Source organism: Pseudomonas sp. FR229a (genome assembly GCF_030209115.1).
GTDB lineage: Bacteria > Pseudomonadota > Gammaproteobacteria > Pseudomonadales > Pseudomonadaceae > Aquipseudomonas > Aquipseudomonas moraviensis_A.
In genome coordinates this window covers 1-19,114 of the sequence record NZ_JARVSP010000029.1, presented here as the reverse complement: position 1 = coordinate 19,114, position 19,114 = coordinate 1, and the positions used below count along the sequence as shown (strand labels likewise).

At 63.5% G+C, this 19,114-nt stretch carries 9 protein-coding genes; 3 read left to right on the top strand and 6 right to left on the bottom strand.

Translation table 11 applies throughout. The features are described 5' to 3' along the window. Positions 1 to 19: 19 nt before the first annotated feature. From QRN33_RS22605 to QRN33_RS22580, 6 genes are all read right to left on the bottom strand, one after another. Complete coding sequence (locus QRN33_RS22605; protein WP_285410188.1) at positions 20 to 11,746, bottom strand: BapA/Bap/LapF family large adhesin; 11,727 nt, start codon at positions 11,744 to 11,746, stop codon at positions 20 to 22. 420 nt (positions 11,747 to 12,166) lie between these two features. Further along, positions 12,167 to 12,964 carry an alpha/beta hydrolase gene (locus tag QRN33_RS22600; protein WP_285410186.1) on the bottom strand — a complete coding sequence of 266 codons (798 nt, stop codon included), beginning with the start codon at positions 12,962 to 12,964 and terminating at the stop codon, positions 12,167 to 12,169. A 208-nt stretch (positions 12,965 to 13,172) separates the two neighbouring features. Further along, positions 13,173 to 14,201, bottom strand: coding sequence for a transketolase family protein (locus QRN33_RS22595; RefSeq protein ID WP_285410184.1), 1,029 nt, complete (start codon positions 14,199 to 14,201; stop codon positions 13,173 to 13,175). Beyond that, complete coding sequence (locus tag QRN33_RS22590; protein ID WP_285410182.1) at positions 14,198 to 15,046, bottom strand: transketolase; 849 nt, start codon at positions 15,044 to 15,046, stop codon at positions 14,198 to 14,200. The genes QRN33_RS22595 and QRN33_RS22590 overlap by 4 nt, the downstream gene beginning before the upstream one ends. A gap of 17 nt (positions 15,047 to 15,063) precedes the next feature. Beyond that, positions 15,064 to 16,362: an MFS transporter gene (locus tag QRN33_RS22585; protein WP_042610267.1), complete on the bottom strand. Its 1,299-nt coding sequence runs from the start codon at positions 16,360 to 16,362 to the stop codon at positions 15,064 to 15,066. A 100-nt stretch (positions 16,363 to 16,462) separates the two neighbouring features. After that, entirely contained in the window at positions 16,463 to 17,212 is a 750-nt protein-coding gene (locus QRN33_RS22580) for an SDR family NAD(P)-dependent oxidoreductase (RefSeq protein ID WP_064361838.1), read from the bottom strand. A gap of 194 nt (positions 17,213 to 17,406) precedes the next feature. Between QRN33_RS22580 and QRN33_RS22575 the strand changes: the two genes are divergently transcribed. The 3 genes from QRN33_RS22575 to QRN33_RS22565 all read left to right on the top strand — a co-directional run bounded on the left by QRN33_RS22575 (position 17,407) and on the right by QRN33_RS22565 (position 18,991). Continuing rightward, positions 17,407 to 18,324: a LysR substrate-binding domain-containing protein gene (locus tag QRN33_RS22575; protein WP_285410181.1), complete on the top strand. Its 918-nt coding sequence runs from the start codon at positions 17,407 to 17,409 to the stop codon at positions 18,322 to 18,324. An 84-nt stretch (positions 18,325 to 18,408) separates the two neighbouring features. Continuing rightward, positions 18,409 to 18,633 carry a DUF2188 domain-containing protein gene (locus QRN33_RS22570; RefSeq protein ID WP_285410180.1) on the top strand — a complete coding sequence of 75 codons (225 nt, stop codon included), beginning with the start codon at positions 18,409 to 18,411 and terminating at the stop codon, positions 18,631 to 18,633. A gap of 115 nt (positions 18,634 to 18,748) precedes the next feature. Then, positions 18,749 to 18,991, top strand: a complete 243-nt coding sequence (locus QRN33_RS22565) for a hypothetical protein (protein WP_065617475.1) — start codon at positions 18,749 to 18,751, stop codon at positions 18,989 to 18,991. Positions 18,992 to 19,114: the final 123 nt, after the last annotated feature.

Genomic DNA, 19,114 nt, shown 5'->3' with positions numbered 1-19,114 from the left:
CGTTGCTGATGCCTTTGTTTCAAACCACTTGAATGCCGTTCTGCACCCACAAGTGGTGGCTCGGATCCTCCTGCGCCGTGTATTGAACATAGTCGATGCCGTCGGCTTGCTGCGTGCCATCGGCGACCCAGCCATCGGTCATGTGCACGCTGTCCTTTTCGTCACCCTTGATCAGCAGGGTGTTGTTATCCGAGGACGTGATCGCCAGCAGGTCGCTGAGGTTCAGCGTCAGGGCAACCGCACTGGAATGGTTGAGGTCGAGGATTTCGACGTTGTGGATCTTGCTCTGCAGATCGCCGAGGTTGATCGACACATCGCCACCGGCCCAGAGCAGGGTGTCGGTGCCGCTGCCGCCATCGACCGAAGCGAACTGCTGGTCGGCGATGATCAGCGTGTCGTCGCCACCTCCACCTTGCAGGGTGACGGCGCCACCGTGGGAGCCGTCGAGAGTGTCGTTGCCCTCGGTGCCCTGGATCAGCTCGCTGCCAGCGGCGTGGGCCAGACCCAGGTCATCGCTGGCCAGCGCCGAGAACGCGGTACTGGCGAAAGCGCCGGCCTTGTTCAGGTCGATGGTCAGCGTCGCGGTATCGACCGTGCCGTTCGGGTGGGTGAGCTGATAGGTGAAGGTGTCTTCCTGACCGATCACCGCATCGGTCAGCCCAGCCTTGAGCGTGTAGGTGTAGTTGCCGTTGGCCTGCACCAGCAGGGTGCCGTAGTTGCCGACCAGCGAGACGCCGTTGTAACCCGGCGCCACGTAATTGCCGGCGACCAGTACGCTGAGCAAGGTGTACACCGAGCCCAGCACATCGGCGCCGCCGCCTGCGGTGTCGGTGAGCAGATTGCCTGACACCGGCGAGTAGCTGCCGACCACGAACTGGTTGTTGTAGGTCGCCACGTTGATCAGGCTGGTGTTGACGCTGGTCAGCAGACCGAGACCGCCGACCGCCACCCGCACCTGATAGCTGCCGGCGGTCTGGTCGTCGAACTTGATCCCGTAGTTACCACCGCCGAGGTTGAGCAGGGCGTTGCCGCCGTAGCTCTTGACCAGCACATATTGGTTGGTCGCGGTGTTGAGTTTGTACAGGCCCACCGTCATCGAACCGAGCAGTGCCAGCAGGTTGCTCGAGTTGACCACCACAGTCAGGTCACTGACGGTATCGGCCGCGACCACGGTGTTGTAGTTGCCGCTGCCGCCGCCCAGCAGCACATTGAACGTGCCGAGCGCGGAGTTGGTGGTGACTTCGCGGTTGACCAGAGTGACGTCGGTCGAGGCGATGTCCGGCGTCGCATCCACCACCAGTGCCGGGCTGCCAAGGTTGGCGTCATTCCACACTTCGGTGGCTTGCGGGCTGTCGATGCGCACATACAGATTGGCGGTGTCGCTCAAGCCGTTCGGGTGCACCAGTTGATAGTTGAACACGTCAACCTTGCCGACGCTGGCCACACTGCCGTTCGGTTTGTAGCTGTAGTTGCCGTTGGCGTCGATCGTCAGCGTGCCGTACAGCCCTTGCACGGTGGTGCCGGCACCGGCGCTGACCCAGGCGCCGTTCTTGAAGATCTGCAATTGCGCGCCGTTGTCCGGACCGGTCTGATCGACCGTGCCATCGACGCCGACGTTGGTGATGACGTTGCCGGTCACCGCCGGCCCGGCAATGCCGTTGAACTGGGTCAGACTGCTGACGTCCAGTTGCAGCTGGGTATTGACCGTGGTCAACACGCCGATGCCGGTGCTCGACACGGTCAGTCGATAATCGCCTGACAGCAGATTACCGATGTCGACCCGCACACCCTGGCCGGCCAGGGCAATCAGATCGAGCAGGCCACTGCTGCCGTTGACATCCAGGGTGACCCAGTTGCCGCTGGCATCCTTCACTTGCAGGGTATAGACCACGCCATCGATCAGCGAAATCAGGCTGCTGGTAGTCAGCGTCAGGGTCGGATCAAGACGCGTACCGCCGGCGACGGTGAAGGTGAAGGTTTTCGAGAACCCGGCCAGCAGGGTGGTGAACGAATCGTTGAAGGTCTGCGACGCGGTGACCGGGGCCAGCGTGACAGTGCCGACGGCGAGGTTATCGCTGGCGACCACTGGCGCGTTGACGTCGACATCCGGCGCGGTGACGTTGGCGGCCACCGAAACGTTGCCACGTGCGTCGCTGAGATTGACGGTGAGTTTTTCGCCGTTGATCTGCGCACTGTTCAGGGTGACGGTGAACACCCCGAGGTTGTTGACCGTGCCGGTGCCCAGAACGGTGCCGGTGGCCGACTTGATGGTCACCGTGGCGCCGGCCTCACCGGTACCGGTGACGGTCAGGCCGTCGGCACCGACCAGCAGCGCCGTGGCCGCCGCCGGAGGCGTGAGGTCCGGTGCCGTTGCGGTTGCCGCTGCCGAGACGTTGCCGCTCGGATCCGCCTGAGTGACGCTGAGCACCTGACTATTGATCTGCGCCGACGCCAGCACCACCGAGAAGCTGCCATTGGCGGCGACGGTCGCGGTGCCGAGTACCACACCGCCGGCGCCACGCACGCTGATCGTCGAGCCGGGCACGCCGACACCGGTAAGCAAGGTGCCGCTGCCGTTGACGCTGACGCCGGTCGGTGCGCCGGGGGCGGTGACGTCCGGTGCTGTCACGCTTGCGTTGGGCGACAGATTGCCGGCCGGGTCGACCAGGCGCACGGTCAACAATTGCCCGTCCAGTTGCGCGGTGTTCAGGTTGAAGCTGAACGTGCCGCCACTGCCCACGGTGGTGGTACCGAGCAGCGCGCCGCCCGGGCCGTAGACGTTGACCGTTGCACCGGCTTCACCGGTACCGCTCAAGGTCAGACCGTTGGCAGCGAGCGTCAGACCGCTGGCCGCGACTGGCGCCTGCACATCCGCTGCCGTGAGGTTGAATACCGGCGACAGGTTGCCGGCCGGGTCTGCCTGCTGAACATTCAGCTGCTGGCCGTTGAGCTGCGCACTGGACAGTTGCACGGTGAACGTGCCGCCGGCATTGACCACGGCGGTGCCGAGCACGGTACCCGCCGCGTTGGTCACGCTGACCGTGGCGCCGGCTTCACCGGTGCCGCTGACGGCCAGGCCGGTACCGTTCAGGGTGACATTGCTCAGCGGTGCCGGCGCTGTCGTATCGGCGACGCTGAGGTTGGTCGCTGGCGAGACGTTGCCCGCCGCATCACTCTGCGTGACGCTCAGTTGTTGGCCATTGAGTTGTGCGGAGGACAAGGTCACCGAGAAAGTGCCATTGCCCGCTACTGTCGCAGTGCCCAGCACCGCGCCGCCGACACCGCGCACGGTGACGGTGGCGCCGGCTTCACCGAGCCCGCCGAGCAGCAGACCGGCGTCGCTGAGTACTAGCGCTGTCGGAGCCGCCGGAGGGGTGATGTCGGGCGCAGTGACGGTAAGGCCGGGCGAAGTGTTGCTGGACGCATCGGTCTGAGTCGCATTGAGCGCCTGACCGTTGACCTGCGGCGCGTTGAGCTGCGCGCTGAAGGTGCCGTTGGCGCCCACCGTCGCATTGCCCAGCACTACGCCGCCAGCGCCGGTGATGGTCACAGTTGCGCCAACTTCGCCGCGACCGGTGACCAGTGTGCCGCTGGCGTTGACCGCCAGATCGCTGAGTGGCGCCGGCGCCGAGGTGTCCCCCGCGGTGATTTCAGTCGGCAGCGACGCGCCGCCCAGTGCGGTGTTGGCGGTGACTTCCAGGCTCTGGCCGTTGGTTTGCGCCGGCGTGAGCACTACGCTGAAGGTGCCATCCGCGCCAGTGACGCCAGTGCCGATCAGACTGTTGTCAGGCCCGTAGACATTGATGGTGGTGCCGATCGCCGCCGTACCGGTCAGCGTCACGCCGTCGGCTGTCAGCACAAGATTGTCCGGCGCATCGGGTGCTGGAACCGCCGGAACGGTCAGGATGGCGTCTGCCGAGACGTTGGTTGCGACGTCGGTCTGATTCACCGTCAGCACCTGGCCGGCGGTGATGCCCGGATCCAGATCGATCAGGAATGTACCGTTGGCCGCCACTGTGCCAGTGCCGACCACATTACCCAGCGCGTCGGTCACTTCGACCGTCGCGCCGGCTTCACCACGACCGGCGAGTTGGGTCAGATCGCCGCTGATGGTCAGACCGGTGACGGCGTCCGGAGCGGTGGTGTCAGCCGCCGGGTAGAGCAGCACCGGCGATACGTTTTGCGCCTCATCCGTTGCGATCACCGACAACAACTGACCGTTGGCCTGGGGCGGATTCAGGGTGATTGTGTAGGTGCCGTTGCCCAGCGCCACCGCTGTGCCGAGCACGGTGCCGTTGGCAGACAACACGGTGACGGTGCTGCCGGCTTCGGCGGTCCCGGCGAGCAAGGTGCCGGCGCCGGTCAGCGAGGTGACTGTTGGCGCGATCGGTGCGGTGCTGTCCGGCGAGTCGACCAATACCGGCTCGGACAGGTTGTTTTGCGCGTCGGCCTGCACGACGGACAGTGCGCGGCCATCGATCTGCGCGGCGGACAGGGTGACGCTGAAACTGCCGTCTGCGGCCACCGTCGCGGTGCCGAGCACCACGGTGCCGTCGCGCACGGTGACGGTTGCCCCAGGCTCGCCGGTACCGGTTACGGTCAAGCCATCCGGACTGACGTTGAGGTCGGCGACTTCCAGCGGATCGGTGGTGTCGCCTGCCTGCACGGGCGCTGATGGCGAAGTGTTCGACGCCAGATCGGTCTGGTTGACGCTCAGCAGCTCACCGTTCACCTGCGGCGGATTGAGGGTCACGCTGAACGAGCCATTGCCGGCCACGGTTGCCGAGCCCAGCACGGTGCCAGTCGCGCTGAGCACGCGCACGGTAGCGCCGGCTTCACCGGTGCCGGTCAGCGTCACGCCGTCGGCAGTGAGCACCAGGCCGGTGGGCGCGGCCGGCACGGTGACGTCCGGTGCAGTGACGGGGACGATTGGCGAGGGATTGCCCGCCGCATCGCGCTGGATCACCGACAGGGCTTCACCGTTGAGCAGCGGTTGATCGAGGGTGACGCTGAAGCTGCCGTCGGCCTGCACGGTGCCAGTGCCGACGATCGTGCCCAGCGCGTTGGTGACGACCACTTGCGAGCCCGCCGCACCGGAACCGGTGATCAGGCTGCCGCTGGCGTCGATATCGACGTCGGTCAATGCGGCAGGAGGCGTGCTGTCAGGTGCCGTCAGAGTGCCGGCAGGCGAGGCATTGCCGACCGCATCCGCCAACACCACGAACAGCGCCTGGCCATTGGTTTGCGCCGGGGTCACGTTGATCTGGAAGCGTCCATCGCTGCCGACGGTGCCGGTACCCAGTTCGGTGCCGTCCGCCGCTGTCACCCGCACAGTGGCGCCGACTTCGCCGGTACCGGTGAGCGTGTCGCCATCGGCATTCAGCTGCAGCTCGGCCGGGGTCGCCGGCGGGGTCAGATCCGGCGCGACGACGGTCACCGGCGCGCTGACGTTACCGGGTGGATCGGCCTGCTGCACGCTGAGAATCTGTTCGTTGATCTGCGGCGGATTGAGGGTGACGCTGAAGGTGCCGTCGCCGAGTACCACGCTGGTGCCGAGCAAGGTGCCGTTGGCATCGCGCACGGTCACGGTCGCGCCCGGTTCGCCAGTGCCGATGACCAGCGCACCCGACGAGTTGATGTCGACGTTGGCGAGCGGATCGGGCGGAGTGAAGTCCGGTGTGGTCAGGTTCACGGCAGGCGAGTCGTTGCCGGCCGCATCGGCCTGGACCACGGTGATCACTTCGGCGTTGGTCAGCGCCGGGGTCAGGGTCAGAGTGAAGGTGCCGGTCGGGCTGACCACGGCGGTGCCGAGCACGTTGCCGTCACTGTCGATGACTCGAACCTGCGCGCCCGGTTCGCCGCGCCCGGTCAGGCTTGCACCGTCGCCGCCGATGGTCAGTTGCGTGACAGCCGCTGGCGCTGTGCTGTCGACTGAGGTGAACGGTGTGGCCGCCGAAGTGTTGCCCGCCGCATCCGTCAGCGATACGGTCAGTGCCTGACCGTTGGCTTGCGGTGTGGTCAGGGTGATCGCAAACGTGCCATCGATGCTCACGGTGCCGGTGCCGACCAGCGTACCGGCGGCGTTGTACACATTGACCGTGGTGCCGGCCTCGCCGGTACCTGACAGCAGCGCGCCGTCAGCGCTTGCCACCAGCGCCGCTGGCGGATTGGGCGCGATCAGGTCCGGGGCGATCAGATTTACGCTGTTGGACTCGTTGCCGGCGGCGTCGGCCTGGCTCAGGCTCAAGGTCTGGCCTGCGGTTTGCGCCGGGCTGAGGGTGACGCTGAACGTGCCATTGGCCGCCACCACGGCGCTGCCGAGAACAACCCCGCCGGTGCCGAGCACCGTCACGGTTGCACCAGCTTCACCGCGACCGGTCAACGCAGTGCCGTTCGGTGCCAGACTCAGTTCGCTCAGCGGGGCTGGCGCAGCAATATCGGCAGCGGTGTAGTCGGTCGGGGACGAATTGATGCCGGTGCTCGACGTCGCTACGGCAGACAGCTGTTCGCCGTTCAGTTGTGCGGCATTCAGCGTGACGCTGAAGGTGCCATTCGCCGCCACCAGCGCGGTGCCGAGCAACACGCCCGAGGCATTGCGGATGCTTACGGTGCTGCCGGCGGTGGCCGAGCCGGTCAGAGTCAGGCCGTCAGCGCTGAGGGCCAGATTGGTCGGTGCGCTTTCCGCCAGATTACCCGGCGCGGTGACCGGGCTGGCCGGCCCGGTGTTGCCAGCGGCGTCGATCTGCACCACGGATAGAGTCGAACCGGCCACGGCTGCTGGAGACAGGGTGACGCTGAAATTGCCGTTGCTGCCAACGGTGGCGGTGCCCAACAACGCACCGCCGGCGTCACGCACTTCTACGCTGGCGCCGATTTCGCCGATGCCGGTGAGCGTTGCACCGTTGGCGCTGACTGCCAGATCGCTGGCCGCCAACGGGGCGCTGCTGTCGGCAGCGTTGACAATAGCCGGCGCCGACGGATTTCCCGCCGCGTCGGTGGCCGTCACGTTCAGCGCCTGGCCATTGGTCTGCGGGCTGTTCAGCGTTATTTGAAAGGTGCCGTTTGCAGCGGCCGTGGTGGTGCCGAGAAGATTGCCTTGGCTGTCGCGCACGGTCACCGTGCTGCCGGCCTCGGCATTCCCGGCCAGTTGCACGCCAGCCGCGTTCAGGGTCAGCGCGCTCGGAATCGCCGGCGCAGTCAAATCCACCGAGATGACTTCAACCGCCGTGGACACGTTGCCCGGCGGATCCTCTTGGGTGACGGTCAGCACTTCGGCATTAAGTTGTGGCGCGTTGAGGGTGACGGTAAACGCGCCGCCACTGCCGACTTGTGCGGTACCGAGCAAGGTACCGTCAGCGCTGCGCACAGACACGGTGGCGCCGGGTTCGCCGTGGCCGGTGACGGTGACGCCATCGGCATTCACGGCGACTTGGGTCAGTGCCGCCGGTGGACTGATGTCCGGCGCATTGACGCTGGTCGACGGCGAGACATTGCCGGCAGGGTCGGTCTGGCTGATCGCCAACGCCTCGCCATTGGTCGGTGCTGGCGCCAGGGTCACGCTGAACGAGCCATCCGGGCCGACCACGGCGCTGCCCAGCAGGGTGCCGTCGGCGGTGGTGACATTCACCGTCGCACCGGCTTCACCAGTGCCGCTGAGGGTACTGCCATCGGCGCTGATCAACGGGTTCTGCACGGCGGCCGGTGGGGTGCCGTCGACGGTAATCACGCCGGTGGACGGCGAGGTGTTGCCGTTGGCGTCGGTCAGGGTGACCTGCAGGGTTTCGCCCGTGTTCTGCGCATTGGGCAGGGTGACCTGGAAATTGCCGCTCTGATCGACCAGACCAGTCGCCAGGACATTGCCGGCGGCATCGCGCACGGTCACGGTGCTGCCGGCTTCGCCCTGGCCTTTGACCACGGTGCCGACGTCATTGATGCTGACACCGGTAGCGGCGGCGGGCGGTTGCAGGTCCGTAGCGATGATGCTGGCCGGTTGCGACAGGTTGCCGGCGGCATCGCTCTGGACTGCCGTGAGCGCCTGGCCATTGAGCTGCGCCGGGGTCAGCGTCAGGCTGAAGGTGCCATTGCTGGCGACCAGTGCAGTACCGAGCACGGTGCCTGCCGGGTCGGTGACGGTGACCGTTGCGCCGGCCTCGCCGCGACCGGTCAGCGCCGTGCCGTTGGCATTCAGCACCAGATTGGTCACCGCGTCCGGCGGTGTGCCATCGGCAGCGGTGACGGTGCCAGGCACCGACACATCACCGTCGGGGCTGGTGGCGGTGACTTGCAGGACTTGCGCATTGATCTGCTTGACGCTGAGCAGCAGGGTGAAGCGCCCGAAGCTGTTGATCAGGCCGGTGCCCAGGACATCGCCATTGCTGTTGGTCACGGTCACTGTGCTGCCAGGCGTGCCCGCGCCGGTCAGGGTGAAACCGTCGGCACTCAACGCCAGATCGCTCGGCGTGGCGACTTGAGTGCCATCGGGACCTGCCAGCGGCACCGCCGGCGAGTCGTTGCCGCCGCCGTCAGTGCTGATCACTTCCAGAGCGCTGCCAGTGCCTGCCGCTGGATCCAGTGTGACGACGAAGCGGCCATCGGCACCTGCCGTCGCGGTGCCCAAGACGCTACCGCCGGCAATGCTCACGGTGACGGTGGTGCCCGGCTCTGCGAGACCGGACACCTGTGTGCCGGCGGGGTTGATCGCCAGATCACTCACCGCCGCCGGCGGCGTGCTGTCCGGTGCGCTGACGCTGCCTGGCAGTGAACTGTTGGTGCCGTCCGACACCACCACCTGCAAGGCTTCGCCATTGGTCTGGGCGGTATCCAGATTGACCGTGAATGCGCCCGTGCCGTCAGCGGTCGCGGTACCGATGACGTTGCCGTCGGCATCCAGCACCTGCACGGTGTTATTTGGCTGCGTAGTGCCAGTGACCGTGGCGCCTGCCGGGTCGATGACCAGACCGGTCGGTGCGGGCGGCGCGGTGATGTCGGGTGCCGTGACCGGAGTGACCGGCGAGGGCAGGGCGCTCGCATCGGTCTGGATGACGCTCAATACCTGCCCGTCGAGCTGGGCTGGGCTCAGGTTGACGGTAAAACTGCCGTCGCTGGCAACTACCGTGGTGCCAAGCACCGAGCCATCCGGCGCGCTGACCGTGACGGTGCTGCCGGCCTGTCCGGTCCCGCTCAATGTCACGCCGTTGCTGCTGAGCACGACATTGTCAGGCGCGAGCGGCGCCGTGATATCCGCTGCCGTCAACGGCGTGTTGGGAGAAACGTTCACGCCGTCGGACTGGCTTACTTGCAGTTGCTGACCATCGATCTGTGGGCTGTTCAGTGTCACGGAAAACGCGCCGGTACCGTCGACGATCGCCGTGCCCAGCGTGTTGCCGGCCGCGTCCTTCACCGTCACGGTGGCGCCGGGCTCGCCTGTACCGCTGAGCTGAGTGCCGGTGGCATCCAGCGCCAGACCCGATGGCGCGGCGGGGGCCTGAATGTCGGGCGCTTCAACCGGTACCGCCGGGGAGCCTGTGGGCGAGCCATCGGTCTGCACGACGCTGAGGTTCTGACCATTGGTTTGTGGCGAGGACAGCGTGACTTCGAAGCGTCCGTTGCTGCCGACCACCGCCGTTCCCAATACCACCCCGCCCGCATCGGTGACGGTAACGGTGGCGCCGGCCTGACCTGCGCCGGAGACCACTGCGCCGTTCGCCGAAATGCTCACATCAGACACCGCAACCGGGATCGTCAGGTCGGGTGCGGTCACGTTGACCGGCACAGACGGATTGCCACTGGCGTCGGTTTGAATCACTTGCAGTTGTTGCGCGTCGGTCTGCGCGGTCGAGAGGTTGACTGTGAAATTGCCATCGGTACCGACCGTGCCGGTGCCAATGATGTTGCCCGCCGGATCGCGCACGGTGATCGAAGCACCGATTTCACCTTTGCCGGTCAGCGTCTGTCCCTGACCATCGAGAGTGAGGTCGGACACCGCCGCCGGGCCCTGGGTGTCCGGCGTCTCATAATTCAACGGCGGGGAGGTATTGCCGGCGCTGTCGCTTGCACTGATCTGCAACGTATCGCCATTGTTCTGTGGCGTGCTCAGTTGCACGGTAAACGTGCCGTCCGCTGCGACCACTGCCGAGCCGAGCAGATTGCCGTTGGCATCGCGGACAGTCACCGTCGATCCGGCCTGGCCGCGCCCGCTCAGTCGGGTGCCGTCCACGCTCAATGCCAGATTGCTCGGTTGGGTCAGGCCATCAAGGTCGACGGCGATGATGGTAACGGCTGGCGAAGGATTGGCGGCGGCGTCGGTGAGCTGCACGATCAGTGCTTCACCGTCGATTTGCGCCGCGCTGAGCTGGACGCTGAACGAGCCGTCGGCTGCGACGAGCGCTGTGCCGAGCACCACCCCTTGCGCATTGGTGACGCTGACGGTGCTGCCGGGTTCGCCACGGCCAGTGACTGACAGCCCGTCATTGCTGACGGCCACCTCGGTTGCAGCGGCGGGACCCGTGATGTCCGGCGCATTCAAGGTGACTGTCGGCGATTGCGCACCGACGCTATTGATTGCCACGATACTGATGACTTCGCCATTGGCTTGCGCGCGGATCAGCGTGAGTATGAAAGTACCGTCAGCACCCACCGCCGCACGTCCGAGCAATTCGCCATTGGCGGCGCGGACCTCGATAGTGGTTCCCGCTCGGGCGGTGCCGGTCAGTTGGCTGCCGTCGCTGCTCAGGCCCAGATTGGCCGGCGTCTGTGGTTCGACGATTTCAGGTGCGCTGACCGTCGTGGCCGGCGACGCATTTCCGGCCGCATCGGTGGCACTCACGCTTAACGGCTGACCGCCGGTTTGCGCAGGGCTGAGCACAACGCTGAAGGTGCCGTCCGCTGCCACGACGGCGCTGCCGAGCAGGGTGCCATCGGCGCCGCGCACCTGAATGGTCGCGCCGGCTTCACCGGTCCCCCCTAGCCGCGTGCCATCGGCGCTCACACTCAGATTGGCTGGCGCCGTGGGCGCTGTCGTATCGGGTGCGGTAATCGTACCCGGCGTGGACACGTTGCCCGCAGGGTCGGTGAGCGTAACGTCCAAGGGTTGTCCATTGTTCTGCGGCGTCCCCAGGTTGACCTGAAAACTGCCATCGGCGCCGACGGTTGCGGAGCCCAGAAGATTACCCGCCGCGTCGCGCACCTGAACGACACTGCCCGCTTCGCCAAAACCACTCAGCACTCGCCCGTCCGCGGACAAGGTCAGTCCGGTCGCAGCAGCAGGGGGCGTCGCGTCGCCAGCGTTATCACCGCCGCCGCCGCCACCACCACCTCCGCCGCCACCCGCAGCGGCCGCCGCACCACCCGCGCCCAACAGACCGAGCCCGGCAATCGCCCACGCGGGCGTTGCGCCGTCGACCACGCCGACGCCGGCGATCAGTTCGTCGAGCGAGTCAATTTCCTCGAAGGTGAATCCGTTGAACGGTTCGGCGCTGTAGCGCGCCTGCCACAGCGTCGCGTCGTCGCCTTGAAAAACAATGTCATTGGGCACGCCGTCAGGGCTGGTGACAAAGAAATTGGAGATTTTGATTTGCTCGCCAGACTTCAGGTTGACGATCAAATCCTGACCGCTGCGACTGGTCGACGCCAGTTGGTCCGGACGCACCGGCATTTGTATAACTGAGGGCTGACTGAGCTGAACATTGCCCCAGTTCTGGGCAGTGAGCTGAGAATTGGCTTTGTCGGCAATGACGATGTTGTCCATTACTACTCCCTGTAAATGGTGGGCGGACGTCCACGGATGGTTTTAAAACCATAGATAGGGAGTTTGAAATAAGGCTGCCTGATTTTTGGCGAGTGCGGTGATTGGCATTTTGCCAACTTTTATCTGTTTGAAATCAATGAATATTCAGCAAGCTACCGTTTGTCGGGACGTTGGATCCAACCGATATTTGGATGCAACAAAATGTGTCGTCTTTTACATTTCCACAATGGCTCGCAGAAAAATGATGACGTGAGGAGTGACGGGTAATGGCCAATCAATATCGGAGTGCCGACTTCCGATGACGACCTGCGCAGTCACCCATCTGCGAAGGTATTAATCAATAAGCGCAGGAAGTGCGAAAGGCTTTGTATAAGAAATCGGGCTTTTTCGTTTCAGCGGATTTTCAGACTGTCGAGCATTTCATGCGCTAGCTATCGATCGCTGAAGTGATCGAACGATGTCCCGGGATGATTGATCGGTAACGTTTCCGGGGTGTTGATCAAACATATGCGGCGCACCAGGATAGACATGCAGCTCGACGGCAACACCGGCGCGGGACAGACGCATGGCGAATGCCACGTCCTCTTCCAGAAACAGATCCAGCGCCCCGACGGCCAGAAACGTCGGGGGCAGGTTACTCAAGTCCTCCTGCAGGGCCGGTGAGAACCAGCCGATTCGCGAGTCATCCAGCGCGTGGTTGCCGCGCAGGCACTGCCAGCAGAACTGGTTGGCTTGTGGCGGCCAGCCAATCACTCCGGTCGTACCGTTTTGGTGAGGCGAAGCAGAGCTGCCCGAGCGGTAATCGAGCATTGGATAAATCAGCACCTGGCTGGCGATGCAATATTCGCCGCGATCGCGCGCCAGGATCGCCAGCGCTGCTGCCAGACCTGCGCCGGCACTGTGCCCCATGACAATCACTTTGTCGGCCTCGATATTGAGCGCTTGCTGATGGGCGAAAACCCAGCCGAGCGCGGTGTAACTATCTTCGAGGGGAATGGGGAAGGGGTGTTCCGGGGCAAGGCGATAATCGACGGCGACGATGATTGCCGCGAGTTCTTCGGCGAGATCGGCCAGATAGTCATCGGCCATTTCCGGCCTGCCGAGGACGAAACCTCCGCCATGCAGATAAAGGATGACTGCCGGTTTTTTTCCCGTGCCGCGCTGGCGGGCCGGTAGAGGCACACGCGCAAACCCTCGCCGTCGTGGGCCGTTGTCCATAGGCTTTCACAGCGCGCTTGTTGTTCGGATTTGAATGTCCCGTGAACACGTTCTCGAATTGCCGGCAGCGTGTCCAGCGTCCAGGCTTCTGCGCCGGGCGTGAGAAAACTGTTGAAGTCGGGATCAAGCAGTTCATGTGCTTTCACGTTCTGCCTCTCTTTTTACGGATAAGCGGGCGCCCCGAATCGAAGCGCCGCTCCTGATGAAGTTACAGCCAGGCCTTGATCTGCGCGCAGACCGTCGGGGTCGAAATGCCATAGCGATCATGCAGCGTCGGCAGGGCGCCGGCGTCGAGGAAGGCGTCGGGCAAAGCGATCTGTCTGAAGGTAGGCGTCACGCCGTTGCGCAACAACAACCCGGCAACCGCTTCGCCCAAACCACCGATGATCGAGCTGTTTTCCGCGGTGACCACCAGACGCCCGGATTTGCGTGCTTCGGCGAGAATGGTTTGCTCATCCAAAGGCTTGATGGTCGGCACGTGCAGCACGGCCACATCAATGCCATCGGCCTGCAATTGCTTGGCCGCTTCCAGTGAGCGCATGGTCATCAGGCCGGTGGAGATGATCAGCACATCATTACCGGTGCGCAGGGTCTTGGCCTTGCCGATCTCGAATTGGTAACCGTACTCGTCCAGCACCAGCGGCACATTGCCGCGCAGCAAGCGCATGTAGACCGGACCTTGGTGCGCAGCGATGGCCGGCACGGCCTGTTCGATTTCCAGCGCATCGCACGGGTCGACAATCATCAGGTTGGGCATGGCGCGGAAAATCGCCAGGTCGTCGGTGGCCTGGTGGCTCGGCCCGTAGCCGGTGGTCAGGCCGGGCAGGCCGCAGACGATTTTGACGTTGAGATTTTCCTCGGCGATGGCCATGCAGATGAAATCGTAAGCGCGGCGCGAGGCGAATACCGCGTAGGTGGTGGCGAAGGGCACGAAACCTTCGCGCGCTATGCCGGCAGCAGCGCTCATCAGCAATTGTTCAGCCATGCCCATCTGGTAGAAACGCTCCGGGTGCGCCTTGGCGAAGATGTGCAGGTCGGTGTACTTGGACAGGTCAGCAGAGAGCCCGACGATGTCCGCGCGCTGGTCTGCCAGTGCGGCGAGGGCGTGGCCGAACGGCGCCGAGCGGGTCGCCTGACCCTCGGAAGCAATCGAGGCAATCATCGCCGAGGTGGTCAGGCGCTTTTTCACCGGCTCGCCAGTAGAAGTCGAAGTCGAAGTGTTGGCGGCGTTGCTCATTGGTCTTTTCCTTCTGCAAGGTTGCTCAGTGCCAGGTCCCATTCGTGTTCTTCAACGCGAATGAAGTGGGTCTTTTCCCGGTTCTCCAGAAACGGCACGCCTTTGCCCATTTTCGTGTCGCAGATGATCACCCGCGGTTGATTGCCCGAATGCTGGCGTGCGGCATCGAAAGCAGTCACCAGTGCGTCAAGGTCATTGCCATCGACGCGCTGGGTGAACCAGCCGAAGGCTTGCCAGCGATCGACGATGGGTTCGAACGAAAGAATCTCGCTGGAGTAGCCGTCGGCCTGCTGGTTGTTCACGTCGACGATGGCGATCAGGTTGTCGAGCTTCCAGTGCGAAGCCGACATCACTGCTTCCCAGGTCGAGCCTTCATTCAGTTCGCCATCGGACAGCAAGTTGTAGACGAACGAGGGCGAACCTTTGCGCTTGAGTCCAAGGCAAGCGCCGACCGCGATGCCCAGGCCCTGACCCAGCGAGCCGCCGGTGATTTCCATCCCGGGCGTGTAGGCGGCCATGCCCGACATCGGCAGGCGGCTGTCATCCGAGCCGTAGGTTTCCAGCTCATCGAGAGGGATGATTTCGGCCTCGATCAGCGCTGCGTAGAGAGCGATGGCGTAGTGGCCGATGGAGAGATAGAAGCGATCGCGCTGCTCCCATTGCGGATCTGCCGGGCGATGGTTCATCGCATGAAAGTAAGAGACCGCCAGCAGATCAGCCGCGCCGAGGGCCTGACCGACGTAGCCTTGACCCTGAACCTGGCCCATGCGCAGCGCGTGGCGGCGAATGTTGTGCGCGCGTTCGGTCAGGCTCGGCGATACAGCGTGTGAAAGATTAGTTGTCATGATGAAACTCCGTTAACTCAACGATTGACCAAAGCGGCGGGAATGCGCAGGACCAGACTGGCGCCGAGGAACAGCACACCGGTGATCAGGTACATGCCGATGGCACTGGAGCCGGTCAGGGTGGTGATCCAGCCGATCAGATATGGCGAACAGAAGCCGGCGAGGTTGGCGAAGCTGTTGACCGCCGCAATGCCGGCAGCCGCCGACACCCCGCCGAGGAGCGTGGTCGGCAGCATCCAGAACAACGAGGTGGCGGACAGAATGCCGGAGGCGGCCAAGCACAGACTGAGGATCGACAAGGTCGAATTGCCGCCCATCATCGCTGCCAGGCTCAAGCCGATGGCCCCGGCGATCATTGGCACGATCAGGTGCCAGCGGCGCTCGCGATGTTTGTCACCACTGCGCCCGACCAGGAGCATGGCGGCGATGGCGCACAGGTAAGGCAGGCTGGTCAGAAAACCGATGTGCAGCGGATCGGAAACCCCCGCATTGCGCACCAGTGTCGGCAGCCAGAAGGTGATTGCGTATTGGCCCATCACCACACAGAAGTAGATGGCCGCCAGCAGCCACAAGCGTCGGTCGCGGATGAACTCGCCGACCGAGGCGTGGGTGACTTTTTGCTGGTCGTCTTCGGCCAATTCGCGAGTGATCAAGGCTTTTTCTTCGTCATTGAGCCAGGTCGCCTGATGCACGCCGTCCTTCAGATAGCTCAGCACCAGCAGGCCGACGACCACGGTGGGCACCGCCTCAAGGACGAACATCCATTGCCAGCCGGCCCAGCCATGCACGCCGGCAAAATGGTTCATGATCCAGCCCGAGAGCGGGCCACCGACCATGCCTGACAGCGGAATGGCGATGAACCACAACACCGTCATGCGCGCCCGCCGATAAGACGGAAACCAATACGTCAGGTAGAGCAACAGGCCCGGCGCTAGCCCGGCTTCGGCAATCCCCAGCAGAAAGCGCAGGGCATAGAACTGCCACGCGGTTTCGACGAAGGCGAACAGCGCCGAAACGATGCCCCAGGTGATCATGATCCGCGCAATCCAGACTCGCGCGCCGACCTTGTGCAGGATGATGTTGCTGGGCACTTCGCAGAGGAAATAGCCAATGAAGAACACGCCGGCGCCCAGTCCGTAGACCGTTTCGCTCAGGGCCAGATCATTCATCATTTGCAGTTTGGCGAAACCGACGTTGACCCGGTCCAGATACGCGCACAGGTAGCACAGCATCAGGAATGGCATCAGGCGCCAGGCCGTTTTGCGATAGGCAGAAGAACGCACGGTCGAAACCGCTTCGAGCGACAGGGTAGTCATGATGGTCTGATCTCTTGTTTTTATTGACCGCCAGGCCATCAGGCCCGGCTGCGTCATCGATCCAGAACCGCACGGGCCACGCGGGCCCGCCCAGAGGTACTCAGTGAATCAGCATGCCGCCGTTCACATCGAGGGTGATGCCGGTCAGATAAGCGGACAGGTCGCTGGCCAGAAACAGCGCGGCGTTGGCGACATCCTGCGCTTGACCCAGGCGACCCAGCGGGATGCCTTCGATGATGGCGTGTCGGCGTTCGTCCTGCATCAGGCCGCCGGTGATGTCGGTGTGAATCAGCCCCGGTGCGATGGAGTTCACCCGGATGTTGTCCGGCCCCAGTTCCCGCGCCATGGCTTTGCCCAGACCCAGCACGCCGGCCTTGGCCGCGCTGTAATGCGGGCCGCCGAAGATGCCGCCGCCGCGCTGGGCAGACACCGACGACATGCAGACGATGCTGCCGCAAGACTGTTGCCGCATCAGCGGAATCACCGCCTGCGACATCAGCAGCGTGCCGCGCAGGCTGACGTCCAGCACCTTGTCGTAGTCCGAAGGGCGGATATCAAGGGTCTTCAGCGGTTGGGTGATGCCGGCGTTGTTGACCAGAATATCAATGCGCCCGAAGTGCTCGATGATGGCGGCGACAGCTTGCTGAACCTGCGCTTCGTCGGCCACGTTGGCCGCCAGGCCGAGATGACCTTCGCCCAGTGATGCGGCGGCGTCCCGCGCGGCGGCGGCATCGAGATCGAGAATCACCACGCGAGCGCCGTGTTGCGCAAACGTGGTCGCGGTGGCGCGGCCAATGCCACGGGCAGAAGCGGCACCGGTAATGATTGCGACTTTGTCTTGAAGAAGCATGGAGGAGGCCCTCGAATTGTTTTTATTGGGTCGGTCTGTGAAAAACCGATGACTCAGCTTGTCCTTCGAGGGGAGGGTGAGCAATAACGCGAAAGTCACTCAATGCTGAAAAAAATTCAGCACTCGTCAGGCCGGCTCGCAGATGGTTGAATGAAACCGGTCCGTACATCACAAGAAATCACCACGGAGTCCCCATGCGTCCTGAGACTGCGGCACCTATCGTCCTGCCACCGCTGAAAGCAATTCAGGCCTTCGAGCAAACCGCGCGCTTCGGCAATGTCGCCAGAGCGGCAGAAGTATTGGACCTGACCCCCTCGGCGGTGAGCCATCAACTAGCGAAACTTGAAGGGATGATCGGCCGGCAATTATTCGTCCGTGCTGCTCGGGGTGTCTCGCTGACGCCGGTGGGCGAGCAGTACCTCAAGGAAGTCTCCGGCATTCTGCACAGCCTCGCTGTAGCCACTGAACGCGCGGCCAGCGACGTCAGCCTGGATTGCCTGCGTCTGCATTCGTCACCAAGCTTTGGCCTGCTCTGGCTGATGCCGCGCCTGGAAGCGTTCCGCGCCAGTCATCCGGACATTCAGATCAATCTGTCGTGTTCCTATGAATCGCTGCACTTCAGTCGCGACAAGATCGACGTCGATATCCGCCATGGTCTGCCGAACTGGCCAAGCTATGAGGTGCGTACGGTCAGGAACGAAACGTTTGCGGTGCTGACCTCACCGAAACTGCTCGCGCAACGACCGGTGCGCGGCGCGGCCGACCTGCTCGAATGTGACCTGATTTTGTCGGAAGCGACCCTGCTCAAATGGCCGCAATGGTTTGCCCAGCATGGTTTGGCGCGTCCGGAACGCCCTTACGCATTGAGCTTCGATCGTTCGTACATGTCGCTGGAAGCGGCGAGTCATGGCTTGGGTTTCGCGCTGGAAAGCACATTGCTTGCGCAGAAGTATCTGGCGGCGGGCACGTTGGTTGAAGTGGCGCCTGAGTCACTAAGTGCTGCGGTGGCAGCGCACCACCTGGTGTTTCCAAAGGCGCATTCGAGCTTTCCGCGTGTCCGGCGTTTTCTGGCGTGGATGGAGAGCGAATTGGGCCATGAATTCGCCTATTGAGTCGGAGTCAATTCTTTCAAACTCTCTGACGCGGCCAAGGTCAATCCATTACCGGTCTTGATCATTCACATCAGAGGTGAAGGAATGGATAACTACCACATCAACAAAAACCAGCAGCATTGGGAACTGGTCAAAGAGGGCGCGCAGCGTGCGTCCAAAACGGCTGAGACCAAAGCCGAGATCACGCAGATCGCCAGTGACTATCTGCAGGGTAAAACTGCCTCTCTGAAAATCCACAAAGAGGACGGCACGATCCAGGAAGAACGCACCTTTCCGCGCGCTGCCGATCCGCGAAGAACCAAAGGCTGAGTCTGCGTATGGTCATTGCATGTCTGGGATGGGGGTCGCTGATCTGGAAACCGCAGGGTTTGCCGCTGGCGAGCGAATGGTTTGCTGATGGCAGCGCCAGGTTGGGGTGGTAATGATGAACGCTCGGCGCCAGGCGCAGATTGTCGCGATCTTCGATCAGTTGTTGGCACTGCGAGAAAGCGTGGACATTCTTCAGCATGTGGAGAACGGTAGCGTCGGGTCGCTTCGTGGCCATCAGACCGTGGATGCCCCCGAATCGCTGGATCTGGTGTTTCAAAAGCTGCATGAGGACATCGCCAGCATGGAGGAAACGTTGGCGACTATTGCCGAGGCTACCGGCGATGTGTCGAAGTTGTGAGGGTTTCGCGGGGTTGCCATGCAAAGACGAGGTGCCTGATCTGACGCCTTCGCGAGCAAGCTCACTCCACAGGGTTTTTCATACACCGCCTGATTGCTGACCCACCACGAACCCAATGTGGGA

Coding starts and splice junctions, on each gene's coding strand:
- QRN33_RS22605 (WP_285410188.1), bottom strand. CDS start 11,746: ATGGACAACATCGTCATTGCCGACAAAGCCAATTCTCAGCTCACTGCC.
- QRN33_RS22600 (WP_285410186.1), bottom strand. CDS start 12,964: ATGGACAACGGCCCACGACGGCGAGGGTTTGCGCGTGTGCCTCTACCG.
- QRN33_RS22595 (WP_285410184.1), bottom strand. CDS start 14,201: ATGAGCAACGCCGCCAACACTTCGACTTCGACTTCTACTGGCGAGCCG.
- QRN33_RS22590 (WP_285410182.1), bottom strand. CDS start 15,046: ATGACAACTAATCTTTCACACGCTGTATCGCCGAGCCTGACCGAACGC.
- QRN33_RS22585 (WP_042610267.1), bottom strand. CDS start 16,362: ATGACTACCCTGTCGCTCGAAGCGGTTTCGACCGTGCGTTCTTCTGCC.
- QRN33_RS22580 (WP_064361838.1), bottom strand. CDS start 17,212: ATGCTTCTTCAAGACAAAGTCGCAATCATTACCGGTGCCGCTTCTGCC.
- QRN33_RS22575 (WP_285410181.1), top strand. CDS start 17,407: ATGCGTCCTGAGACTGCGGCACCTATCGTCCTGCCACCGCTGAAAGCA.
- QRN33_RS22570 (WP_285410180.1), top strand. CDS start 18,409: ATGGATAACTACCACATCAACAAAAACCAGCAGCATTGGGAACTGGTC.
- QRN33_RS22565 (WP_065617475.1), top strand. CDS start 18,749: ATGAACGCTCGGCGCCAGGCGCAGATTGTCGCGATCTTCGATCAGTTG.